The sequence below is a fragment of the Ammoniphilus soli genome (genome assembly GCF_040813775.1).
In genome coordinates this window covers 185491-198373 of record NZ_JBEGDL010000008.1, presented here as the reverse complement: position 1 = coordinate 198373, position 12883 = coordinate 185491, and the positions used below count along the sequence as shown (strand labels likewise).

The following is a 12883-nucleotide window of genomic DNA, read 5'->3' as shown; positions in this document are numbered from 1 at the left end:
AATCGTTTGTACGTTAAGGTACACTAGAAATGTTATTTGATCGGTAACATATTAGGGCAAAAGTGTACGTCAAGGTACACTAATGATAACCAGCCTCCGTTCTTTCAAAGTGTACGTTAAGGTACACCAAAAATCTATTGCTATTTTTAAAAAAAAGACAAAAAAAGTGTACGTTAAAGTACACTAAGTTGAGAGGGAACACCACCATACGTACGTCAAGGTACACTATGGAAATCTTTAAAAGAGATCAGTATTATGTTGAATATACATAGAAAACATGGCTAGAAAATGCACGAGGAAAAAGAAAAAAGGCCTCCACCTACCACAGCGGAAGCCCAGAAGAAAGAGTGTACCACCACTCTCCCTCGTACAATTGCTGAGATCCCAGGCTACCAACCAATCGATCTCAACTTTCACGGAAAACAACGGAAGAAGACTTGATGGCTACCAACCAACAAGCTTCCTCAGCCTGTCCAAAAATAGAAAACAGAAAAAAATCGATCCCATCAGGGGTCTGCTTTCCTGTTCCTTTTTAAAAAATAATTTAAAAAGGTGTATTTCTTATTGCCTTTTTTAGAAATTATACAGAGAAATCCAGTATTTTTCAATAGTCAGGAGGTGATAGACATGTTCATTCTGCAAAATAAGAAAGCCCAAAAAGAGTTTTTGGATACGAAACCCGTTGCTATGACTTACGATTTCCTTAAAGCTTTATTTCGTATGGAGATCAACTTCAAACGCAAAGAAGAGACCTTTACCATGAATAAAGAGAGTCGTCCCCGCCAGCTCAATCACCTTACCCATGCGGATTTAGCGGTGGCGACGGTTCTTTTTGTCGTGTGCAACACGCAAGGGCAGATTTGGAATGTCACTCCTCACATGATCTATCAGAAGCTGGCTGATCTCTATGAAAATCCGATTTCGTCCTCTCAGTTCTATGAATCTCTCGAAAAGTTCAAGCTGCATGGACTCATCAAGGAAGAAGAGACGAAAGGGCTGTACAACTATCAATTAAACTATTTTTGGGATCATGAGAAGGGGCGAATCCTCCGCTACGTGATTTTCCACCCCGTCATCTTCACGGAAGCTTTTTCGAAGCTCCCTTTATCCCACAAGAAGCTTTTTTATGTAGCTGTCGGGCAGCAACGAAAAAAGGCATACACCCAGTATCACTCCCTTAAAAATGATGGGGAGGACTTTAGCGGGATGTATGCCCTTACCCATAAAAATCAACGCCATCAGGTGCGTCAGATCCTGACTGACCTCACGGAGCTGCCTATCATGGATGGGCAAGCTCTCTTTTCCATAGGCAAATTAGAACGAAAAGGGAAAGGCTCCTATGTCGGCATTTACTCCGTGAATGCTTATTTCATCATGAAATCGGTAAAGGGCCAGAAATACCATGAGCCCATCTTAGCCCGTAAAGTCTATCCGCGGCTTTACAGTTGGGTGAAAAATTGGCTATGGGAGCACAAGGCAGGGGAAATCCTCGAATATAACCAGGGGCAATATGCCTTTCAATTGATTAGAGGGATGAGCAAACTCTCGCGTTCCGTCATGAAGCATGTACTGGAGCAGCTTATCCTCTACTTCCAAACCTATCGATCTCTGCCTGCAGACCTTGCAAGGTTTATCAGGGAAAAGAGAATAACGAAAACGGAAGCCTTAATCCTTCAAACGGCAGAAGAAACCGGCGTACGTTCTCTCATCTCTCTTCATGCGCCTAAAAAGGAGAAGAAATACCGGGAGCAGGAGTTTGCATCTAAACTGAGCGCTTTTCCTCTTAAAGCCATTAAGGAAGCCTGCCAAAGCGCGTTTAAAGCCTTACAAGCAACCGTCATCGAACGAACGCTTCCTTTAGAGCAGTATGTCATCGAAGAGGCATTGAGCCCATGGAAGGAATTTTCTTTAGTCCGTCTGCAAGCTCACCGGGAGCAACGGGATCCTATAGCTTATGAAAGCATCGAGCGCTGGGCATACAGTCAGATGGAGCTTGGATACCATTCAAACGAAGCGATTCTTCAATTTGCGCTGGAGCAAGTGGACAAACTTCCGTACGCTAGTATAATCCCTGACGTGCAGAATGACTTTAAGCTAGAAAATCTCCTAGTTGAAAAGCATCTTAGCTGCCAAAAATAGCCTTCTTTTTTGAAAAACAAAGAAAGAGGGCTATTTGCCTTGCACTCCGCTAGAACCCCCCACGAGATCCTTCCCAATCCATTAACTTTTCTCTACAATATTGTTGTATAAATAAACCAAAACACCAATCCACAAAAAGTTAAACATTGATTCTCTTTTGTTATATCCACATAAAAACAAGAACTTGCCTGTGTATAGTCTACATTAGCTTAGTTATGTGGATAAAAAAAGAGAGGGTTAGCCTCCTCATTTTCGCCATTCTACACAAAACCAAGAAACCGATCGTGGATAATTGGGGAACGGAGGAAAACTGCCCTGTTTTGTGGATAACTATGCGCTGTTTTTTTATCCAAAAGCTTGCATCATTTTTTACTTGTTTTTATATGAAATAAGGGAGTTTCTTCTTGTTTTTATGCGCTCGATTAGCAAAGATTGCTTGTTTTTGTCCTGCTAAAAGCTTTTCCATCCCTTTTCTAAGAAGCTCTTGCGGCTCTCTAATAAAAGATATGTATTAAAAAAAGATGTATTTAAAAATAAAGTTTAATTTAATTCATATAAAGTGACTTAGAGGATAGTCTTACTGAAACTGGAAAAAATCATCATGTTCGATGTTGATAACTTGCTAACTAAGGGAGGGACAATCCACAATGATGGGTATAACTAAATCCAGTACAGAACGTTACGCCAATATCATTCCGAAGGCAGAACTCGATACAAAAGAAAAGAGGCTTGATCCCTTTCCCATCTATAATCAGCTCCGCCAAATCTCCCGTTCGCTATGATTCCACCCGAAATTTCCCCAAAAAATTGAAATAACCGGAGATTCCCCTGTTATCCCAAGCACCATGCTCCCCGGATTTTGAGCAAGATGCATCACGATTTATATATTTTTAGGCAGGTCACCATTTTTCACCATTCTTTCACCATTCTTCTTTAAATTAAGAAGTGTTCCAAATACATTTCAAATGATAAAGGAGTGCTTGAAGATGAAAAAGTGGATGAAATCATTAATGGTAGGTGCTCTAGCTGTTTCCGTTATCGCACCGGCAGCTGCATTTGCGGCAACGACGACGACAGATACAGAGGTTCAGGCTGGTCAAGGTTTTGAAAATAAAAAGAAAATGAATCTGGAAGAAAGAAAAGAAAATCAGGAGCAGCTGCTGGAATTGATTCAAAAGTATACCCCAGAATTGGCCGAGCAGTTCCAGGCTATCTTTGATAAACAAGAAGAAACATTTACAAAAGTAAATGAAATCCGCGAGCAAGTAAAAGCCGGAACCCTAACTGAAGAGGAAGCACAAACTCAATTGAAAGAGCTAGGAGTAGACTTTGGCCGAAAGGGATTTGGCGGCAAGCAATTGGATGAGGAAACCAAGGCTAAAGTGGATACTATTCGCGAGCAAGTAAAAGCCGGAACCCTAACTGAAGAGGAAGCACAAACTCAATTGAAAGAGCTAGGAGTAGACCTCGGCCGCAAGGGATTTGCTGGCAAGCAGTTAGATGAAGAAACGAAAGCCAAAGTGGATGCTATCCGCGAGCAAGTAAAAGCCGGAATGATTACCGAAGAGGAAGCACAGACTCAATTGAAAGAGCTAGGAGTAGACTTTGGCCGCAAGGGCTTTGCTGGTAAGCAGTTAGATGAAGAAACGAAAGCCAAAGTGGAGGCCATCCGCGAGCAAGTAAAAGCCGGAACGATTACCGAAGAGGAAGCGGCTCAAGAGCAGCTAAAGGAGTTGGGAGTCCCTTTCCATCAGCATGGCAAAAACAATCTTCACCGTCAATTGGATGAAGCTGTGAACGCAAATGATGAAGCTAAAATCAAGGAGCTTTTGACTCAATTATTGACGGATATGCAAAATCGCGAAGAAAAGTAGTGCAACTTGACTATAAGCCGCATGAGATTACTCATGTGGCTATTTCTGTGTGTACATGTTTAATCTTGCTAAATTTTCACTGATTTTTCACCATTCTCCTCTATAATCATTAAAACTCAAATAAGGATAAGCCTGGGGGTAGTAACTATCCCTGGGAAATACGGAGGTGGATATTCGTAATGAAACGTTACATAACTGGGATCTTAGCCCTAAGCTTGATGGCTGTACCTTGGGACCAGTCCGTAGACGCTGCGGCAGCAGTCCAGGTAATCATAGATGATGACAAAGTATCCTTTGACCAAGAACCTATGATTTTACATGATTTCACGATGGTTCCGATGAGAGAGATTTTCGAGAAATTGGGGGCGGAAGTGAACTGGAATCAAGCCACGCAAACGGTCGTAGCCACCAAAGATGAGGTGACCATTCAATTGAAAATAGGTTCAACCTTTTTATTGAAAAATTATCAGCAGATTCCTGTAGATGTGCCGGCCTATGTGCAAAATGGCAGAACATTCGTCCCGCTGCGTGTCATTAGTGAATCCTTTGGGGCTGATGTGGCTTGGGACCAAGCGGCAAAAACGGTCCATATCACGTCTCCGCAAAAGAAAATAAAATTGGACACTACCACTGCTACTTTAACCTTGGAAGATGCGGTGAAGTCAGCGGAAGCCCACAGCTATGATATGAAAACCGCTCACCAGAATATCGAAAGCAATGATATAAGAATGGAGGAAGCATCGGATAATCTGGAGTATACTCCTATAGGCACAGGAAATGGCCAAGACGATGCTGCGGCCCGCTCTGCATTTAAGCAGGTTGCCTCTTCCAATATCAATTATTCCGTGTCAAAGAAACAAGCTGAAGTGACAAGTGATCAGGTCCGGTTCAGTGTGATGAAAGCCTATCATGATCTTTTCATCAAACAAAATGATGTCATAGGCAATGAAGAATCATTGGAAACGGCACAGATGGAAGAACAGGCTGCTCTAGCGAAAGCCAAGGTGGGCAGAATCTCCGAGGTGGATAAAAATCAGATCATCAAGGCAAGGAAAGAAGCCGAAAAGAATCTGCAAACAGCCAGAACGGCTCTTTCTGATGCTTGGATGAAGCTCAATACCCTTATGGGAAAACCAAAGGATAGTACTTATCTGTTAGTGGATAAGCCAACGTATACGGAACCAGAGGAATGGGATGTAAGTACCCAGATTACAAGAATGATATCGAGCAGTCCGTCTATCTGGCTGCTTGAAAAACAAGTAGAGCTTGCTGAATTGGATGTGGATCTATTTACTTTCAATGCGGGCGGAAACTATGAGCTAACTGAGATGGATGTCGAGAAAGCGCAGACGGCATTAGCCAGCGGCAAAGAGCAATTGGAGGAAACCATTCGCAACATGTACTCCGACATGGAAAGACTGAAGGATCAGTATCATCTGCTGGAAATCAATCTGCAAACAGCGGAAGATAATCTGCGTGTCACGGAAGCGAAATACGCTAAAGGTTTAGTCACTGCACTGGATGTCAAAAAGGAGAAAAACAATGTGAACCAAAAGAAAAGACAATTGGAAGAAATCGCGATTCAGATGGATCAGCTGAATTATAGGTGGAATAAACCATGGACCAATTAGAAGTACAGGCCATGATAGGAGGGAGAAGCAAAATGAAGAGAAACCAGCTGTTACTTTTAACGGTGTCCTTTTTATTGGTTTCAGGGTGCTCTTCCGGGGGCCCGCAGGGAGCGATGGGTGCTGCTCGAGGTCAGGGAGCCTTTGAAACTGTCGCCGTAGAAGTAGAGCCAGTAACGAAGGGAAATTTGACAGTTACCAAAAAAATAATTGGAAATGTCGTATCTGATAGTGTGAGTGAGGTTTCATCTGGTATATCGGGGGAATTGTTGTCTCTTCAGGTCAAAAAAGGCGATGTGGTTCAAAAAGGGCAGGTTCTTGCCACGGTATATATCTCCGATACACAAGAAGCGATACTCCAATCGGAAATTGAAGTAGAAAGCGCCAAGCAGCAGCTTGAGAATGCCCGAATTTCCAAGAAGCAAGCTGAACAGAATGAACGGGACCTTCAACAGGCGAAGACGGACTGGGACAATGCCAAGGAGGAACTGGAAGAAGCTCAGTATCTCTATGAACAGGGTGCCATTGCTTTAAGTGAATTGAAATCTGCACAGACGCTTGAGAAGGAAAGACAAACGGCTTATGAGAATCAAGCGGCTTCTTTAGAAATTGAATTAGAAAAGGCGGATCTGTCTATTAGGCAAAATGAGCTAAGTGTGAAAAAGGCGGAAGTAAATCTTCAACAGACGATCAAAGACGTGCGGGATACGCAGAGTGATGGTGTCATCCGCGCTCCCATTTCCGGAGAAGTGATGGCTGTCAATTATAAGGTAGGGGAGAATGTATCCAGTCAACAGCCTCTTGTCACCATTTCGGATAACCAGCAGCTGACCATTACTGCCCAGGTTACAGCGGATCAAAAAGCGCTTCTTCCTAAAGGTCGTGAGGTGAACGTATTGACGGTTACAGAAAATAAAACCCTTAAGGCCAAAGTTGACTATGTCAGTGGAGCCGCCAATGAAAATGGGCTTTATGAAGTGGAACTGACTTTTGCAGCATCGGATAGTCCTGTCACCAGCGGTGAGGTGGTACAGTTGACCATTACAGAAACGCTGGTGGAAAATGCCCTTATCATTCCAACGAAAGCGATTTTGCAGGAAGGCGACAGCCAGTTTGTATATACCGCAGAAGAGGGAAAAGCGGTTAAGCACAAGGTAGAAATCATCAATAGTCAAACGGATCTGACCGCGGTACAAGGAGATCTGCAGGAGAAGGCGCAGTTGATTGTCAATGGTCACAAACTCGTGTCGGATGGCATGACGGTACTGCTTCCCGGACAAGAACTTCCTGCTGTTGAACCAGGTCCGGGTGCTGAGGCGGGGAATGGAGATGGGCAACAGGGCGAAGGACAGCCGCGTAGACAAGGGCCAGCCGGCAATGGCGGGGGTGGCAGACCGTGAATATTATAAAGGGATCGGTACAGCGTCCGGTTACGGTCATCATGCTCGTGATTTGTTTGTTGCTGGTGGGGATGGTGACCCTGCGGGACATTCCCATTGATTTGTATCCAGAAACAGAAAATAAAACCGTGACGGTTTCGGCCTCCTACAATAATGTGGCACCCCAGGATATGGAGGAGATGGTGACAAAGCCGATTGAAGCCCAGATCGCTTCCCTAAGCGGCGTAGAAGAAATGGTTTCTACTACGAGCACGGGGTCGGTCCAAATTCGGGTGACGTTTTCTAATTCGACTGATTTGGACGAGGCGATTACAGACTTGCAAACGAGAATGTCGCGGGTCGGTCGGTCGCTCCCGGATGGGGTAGATACGCCAACGGTGTCCAAGTTTGACATGAATAGCATGCCCGTGATGACATTGGCGCTGGTTGGAAAAGATACGGTCAGCCTGCAACAGCTTGCTGAGGACATGACGCCGAATTTTGAGCGAATTGAAGGGGTAGCAGGCGTATCGGTTCAAGGCGGGAGATCCGCGGAGCTGAAGATTATACTCAATCCAGTATTGCTTAAGCAATACGGCCTGACTGCAAGCAGCGTATTCAATGCGATAAGGGACAAAAATTCAGCAAGCACGGTGGGTACGGTTCCTAAGGGAGATGAGGAGATCCAGATTCGCGTGGATGGAGAGTATACATCACTGGATCAGATTGCGAATACTCCGATTCGTCTGCAAGACGGAAAAACAATCACGATTGATGATATTGCCGACATTACCAATACCTCTAGTGAAGTAGAAAACATAACCCGGATCAATCAGGAAGAGGGCGTGCTGTTTTCGATCTCCAAACAGTCGGGCAGCAATACGGTAGATATCGTAGATAAAATTCTAGCAACGGCGGAAAACCTTCAGAAGGAGCTTGGAGAGGACACCAGCCTAGTGGTTGTTAATGATCAATCCACCTTCATCCGAAATGCAATAAGCGGAGTGACCCAAAGCATTGCAATCGGGGGCGCGATCGCCGTATTCATCTTGCTATTCTTCTTGAGCAGCCTGCGAGCTACCTTAGTCATTGGTATTTCCATTCCACTTGCGGTGGTGACAACCTTCCTCTTGATCCGTTATTCGGATCAGACCCTAAATGTGATCACTCTATCTGGACTGGCACTTGGCATTGGGATGATGGTCGACAGCTCGATTGTCATCTTAGAGAATATCATCAAATATAAGCAGGATGGATTTAGCGCTAAGGAAGCCGCGATTAAAGGCGGGTCGGAGCTCGTCTCAGCGGTAATTGCTTCGACGACAACCACACTTGTCGTTTTCCTTCCGCTGATCATGATTGATAATGGACAAATCTCGCAGTTATTTGTTCCGATGGCTGTGATCGTGTCGTTCTCATTAATAGCTGCCTTAATCGTGGCCATCACCTTCGTCCCGATGGTGGCGTCCAAGCTGCTCAGTAATTCAAAGAATGACAGGCTTACGAAGGACCCTGCCTGGGTTCGGTTTGTGATCCGTGTTTATGAAAGATTGTTGCGATTGAGCTTGAAAATGCGCTGGCTCGTTGCACTTGCCGTCGTTGCGATCACAGTTGGAAGCAGCTTCTTTTTCTCTTCCTTCGAGGTCCAAACGTTTCCCCGTTCACAGGAGCAAAGGCTGGACTTATCCGCTAGCTTTGATGAAGGAACGGAGTTTTCTAAGGTCGAAGCCTATGCCAATCAGGTTGAAGAAATTCTGCAGAAATACGAGAAGAATATTAAATTGCAGCAAACCTCCATTAGTACCACAAGACTTCAAGTCTCGCTCCAGCTAGCTAGTGAGGATGAGATGACGATGCCGACGGCAGGGTTGAGTGCAGCGATCCAATCCGATTTAAAGCAAAATATCGTGGGTGCCAATTTTACTGTAGGCCGGCAGTTCCGATCTGCCGGGGGGAGTGATTCAGCCCTTCAGGTGAGTCTAGCAGGTCCGGATCAGGAAGTATTAAATACGCTTCTGGAGCAAGTAGAATTATTGTTATCGAGGGTTCCGACGCTTGAAAATGTAGAAGTTCCAAACGTGAGCGGGAGGCCGCAATATACCGTTCGGGTAGACGATTCGATAGCCTCTAGGTATGATTTAACGCAAAGCGATGTAATGAATCAGCTAAGCACCGTTTTTGACGGCTTATCTGCTGCAACGCTGCAGCAGGATGGAAAAGAATATAATGTAGTCGTTCAATTGCCAGAGACAGAATCCGATACGATTGAAGATTTACATGGATTTTTAGTTCAAACATCAGCAGGACAGCATATTTCTCTAGAATCGATTGCCAGCATAGAGGAAACGAAAGGGCCGGTTTCGATCCAACGCGAAAATCAACGCCAAATGTATACCGTGACTGCTGACATGGCAGAGGGGGCAAGTGCTGCAGAAGTGACGAGACAGGTCAATCAGCTTCTTTCCCAAATTCCCGTTCCGAATGGATATGAGGTCACGATGGGCGGAATGCGGCAAGAATTTGATGATTCACTGGGAAATCTATTATTAACCGTTGGTTTGGCGATATTCCTTGTCTATACCGTAATGGCGGTACAATTTGAGTCCTTTACCCAGCCTTTCATTGTCATGTTCTCCATCCCTACAGCGGTTGTAGGAGTCGTTGCCGCTTTATTAACGACGGGGTTACCGTTAAGCTTCCCTGTCTTTATTGGGATGATTGTCCTGGCGGGTATTGTCGTGAACAATGCCATTATTCTGGTTGAATATATCAACCAGCTAAGAGAAAGAGGAGCAGATAAAGTGGAGGCTATCATCGAAGCGGGAGGCAGACGACTCCGACCGATTTTGATGACGACAGTCACAACGGTGCTTGGAATGCTTCCTCTGTCCTTAGGTCTGGGGGAAGGAAGCGAAACGCAGCAGCCCATTGGAGTGGTGACCATCTTTGGGTTGAGTATATCGATGATCTTCACCCTGTTTTTTATACCCATCATGTATACGTTCGTGGATGACATTGGCGCATGGTTTAAACGCTTGTTCCGCAAGGGAAACTCCCAGAAGCCGATGGCAGGGGGGAAGCCGATAGAATCCTAGTTTTTTAGGGAAAGGGGGACTGAAATGTCCTTCTTTCCCTATTTTTTTTAAAATTTTTTTAATATCTATGCAAAATCCCCGCTGCCTCTTTTCTCTTTTTTTTCATTTTTATTCGTTATAATCAAATTTGCCAAAAAGGACATCCTCTATATGGAGTGGTCCAGAATTTGAGAAAAACAACTAGAGGAGAAGAGATGTGGGCTCTTTATTGAAATCAATATCGATTGCTGTCTATGTTCTTTTTGCAATATCTAGCCACACGAGTGCTGAGGAAAGAATGGAGTTGCCTTCCGAAAGGACAGCCCATTCCAAGACCTTCCAAGAAAAAAACGGGACGATGTCTTATGAAGTTTATCCCCAATCCATTTTTTATCAAGATGAAGATCTTCAATGGGTTCCCATCGAAAATACCTTGGTGTTATCCGATGAAGAAGCTTTTAAGGTGCAAAATAAAGCAAACCGCTATGACTCCTTATTTGCCGACGAAGTGAGATTTCGTTTTAGGCTAGGGGATAGCATGATGGATTCCATGCCGCAAGAGGCGCAGCCAGAACAGGTCCTGGTCAATAAAAATAAAATCCAGTATAAAGAAGTATACCCTGGTGTGGATGTTGAATTTACGGCGGAAAGTGATTCGGTTGTAGAAGAATTGATGATATCCGATCAAGAGGCTGCCCATCAGTTTACGATGGACATGACGCTAAGCAAATTGACTTTAAAAGAAATTGGAAATAGTGAGCGCTACGATGTATTAGATGATAAGGGCCAAAAGATCGCCCAGCTCATTCCTTCGATCGCAGGAGGCAATGGAGTTGTACCTGAAGTCACATGGGATACGGAGAACCAACAAATGCATGTGCAGGTAAGTCCTCTCCCATCAAAGGAACAATATCCAATGAAGGTGAGATTAACTATTGCTTTAGCCGATGGGCAACAAGAAAATGATCTGATAGGCGAGCGAGGAAAAAATCTGCCATTACTTTGGAGCATAGTGAAGGATTTGAATGGTGGCCCTCAAAGGGTCGGGGATCAGAAAATCATACTTAACTTTTATCCTGATGCTTTGATGGCTTCTTCAGGAGAAGGGGAAGCGGGAATCCAAGCCTGGAAACCTACTGCCTTATTATCGCTTCGCCATATGAGGCTAGAAACTGGACAAGCCCGGGACCAGGAGAAGTTTTATCAATGGCTGGCTTACGCTAGAACAAGGGTCGAAGCGGAAAAAGAGGATTCTGTCTCCTTTACGGACACGGATGGGACAAAGTATCTCTTTAAGCAGGATAACAAGGGTGGATATTTGGAATCGGAAGACAGTGGCTTAAGACTAACGTTAGATCCCTTAGGCAAGATGTATGTCGTGTCTAAACCGGATGGATCAAAATTGACTTTTAATACGAATGGGAAGCTGGCTAAATGGACCGATACCGAGATCATCCCGAATGTCATGACGTACACTTACCATGATAGCGGAAAGCTGCTTTCTATAGCTGATCTGTCCAATCAGAAGATTAGTTTTTACTACAATGCGGGAGGTCAGGTGGCAAGCATTACAGATTCTAGAGGAAACGAGATATGGTATGCCTATAATGAAAAGGGAGAGCTTCAGTCTATCTCCGATCAAATGCAAGGTGTCCGGATGACCTTTGCTTCCGTCCAGGATCAGGAGAGGCGTCCTGAAGTATACAGCCTGCAAGAGGTCCAGTACGGAAATCAGCATAACTGGGTATGGATCACCTCCTCCAAGAGAATCACCTCATCCTTTGGTCCCCGTGACGAAGAGTTTCACAAAGGAATCGATGTGGGGGCAATGGAACAGGGAGTTGATGGCGATCCGATCTGGTCGATGTCGGATGGCATTGTACAATACGCCGGACGTGCGGATGGGTATGGCAATGTCGTTTATATTTATCATCCGGAAAGCGGCGTGCAAACCCGTTATGGGCACTTAAAATCCATCGAAGTTAAAACGGGGGATACCGTCAAGAAAGGAACCCCTATTGGAACCATGGGAAATACGGGGGATTCCTATGGCACCCATTTGCATTTTGAAATCTTAGAAAACGGCCAGGCCTTGGACCCCAGCGAATACTTTGATTTCTCCAGCCCACTCTGGGTATTCGTGGAAGAAGGAGCATAAGGATGGTTTTGGGCAGCAGCTAAAATAAACTTTGTGTTTTCATCAAAATTTCACTATTGGACTGTACGATAAAGGAGAGGTCCAGCATTAAATTCTTCATGTTTTCCCCCTAAAGTAACCCGCTTGATGGGCTCACACAATAAGCAGATAAACTCACCAAATCGAAGGCTGTGAGAAATCTGTAGGGTGCGAGCCTTTTTTTCTCTAATTTTTCACTAAGAGTTGTTAGGATAGTCCCAGTACAAGAAGTCATGAACAATGATTGAAACGGGGGTTTTCTTTATGGATATAAAAGAAGAAAAACTAGAAGTGCAAGAGTATATCAGCATGAAGGAGCATCGAAGAAAAGTAAGAAAGTCTTCCTTCAATCGCCCAGTATCTTGAGACAGAAAATCAAGAGGGAACCGTGATTGCCTATGTTGCCCCAGATAGCCCGGCTTCTAAAGCAGGTTTAAAAGCAGGAGACATTATTTTAGAGATTAATGGTGAAAAAATAGCTAATACATCGGATTTATCGGACCGAATTGATCAAGCGGATATAGGTTCTACAATAGAAATTCTGATTTCCAGGGAGGGTTCGCAGCAAACGCTGAAGGCGGTGATTTCGGAGAAGTAGGGCAGCAAAGTTAGT

8 protein-coding genes are annotated in these 12883 nt (G+C 44.5%); all 8 read left to right on the top strand.

All coding sequences use genetic code 11. The annotated features are described in order from the left end of the window. The first annotated feature begins 627 nt into the window (after positions 1–627). The 8 genes from ABLT31_RS17355 (at position 628) to ABLT31_RS17320 (ending at position 12868) form a co-directional block, all read left to right on the top strand. Positions 628–2139, top strand: coding sequence for a hypothetical protein (locus tag ABLT31_RS17355; protein WP_367753844.1), 1512 nt, complete (start codon positions 628–630; stop codon positions 2137–2139). A 647-nt stretch (positions 2140–2786) separates the two neighbouring features. Then, entirely contained in the window at positions 2787–2921 is a 135-nt protein-coding gene (locus tag ABLT31_RS17350; RefSeq protein WP_367753842.1) for a hypothetical protein, read from the top strand. Between the two features lie 204 nt (positions 2922–3125). Continuing rightward, positions 3126–4013, top strand: coding sequence for a hypothetical protein (locus tag ABLT31_RS17345; RefSeq protein ID WP_367753840.1), 888 nt, complete (start codon positions 3126–3128; stop codon positions 4011–4013). Between the two features lie 179 nt (positions 4014–4192). Continuing rightward, positions 4193–5644, top strand: a complete 1452-nt coding sequence (locus tag ABLT31_RS17340) for a stalk domain-containing protein (protein ID WP_367753839.1) — start codon at positions 4193–4195, stop codon at positions 5642–5644. Beyond that, a complete protein-coding gene (locus ABLT31_RS17335; protein WP_367753838.1) occupies positions 5632–7041 on the top strand; it encodes an efflux RND transporter periplasmic adaptor subunit in 1410 nt (469 codons plus the stop codon). The genes ABLT31_RS17340 and ABLT31_RS17335 overlap by 13 nt, the downstream gene beginning before the upstream one ends. Next, positions 7038–10115 (top strand): efflux RND transporter permease subunit, encoded by a 3078-nt coding sequence (locus tag ABLT31_RS17330; RefSeq protein WP_367753837.1) that lies wholly within the window; start codon positions 7038–7040, stop codon positions 10113–10115. Before ABLT31_RS17335 ends, ABLT31_RS17330 begins: the two co-directional genes overlap by 4 nt. Positions 10116–10311: 196 nt before the next feature. Continuing rightward, positions 10312–12252 carry a M23 family metallopeptidase gene (locus ABLT31_RS17325; RefSeq protein WP_367753835.1) on the top strand — a complete coding sequence of 647 codons (1941 nt, stop codon included), beginning with the start codon at positions 10312–10314 and terminating at the stop codon, positions 12250–12252. 367 nt (positions 12253–12619) lie between these two features. Further along, a complete protein-coding gene (locus ABLT31_RS17320) occupies positions 12620–12868 on the top strand; it encodes a PDZ domain-containing protein (RefSeq protein WP_367753964.1) in 249 nt (82 codons plus the stop codon). Positions 12869–12883: the final 15 nt, after the last annotated feature.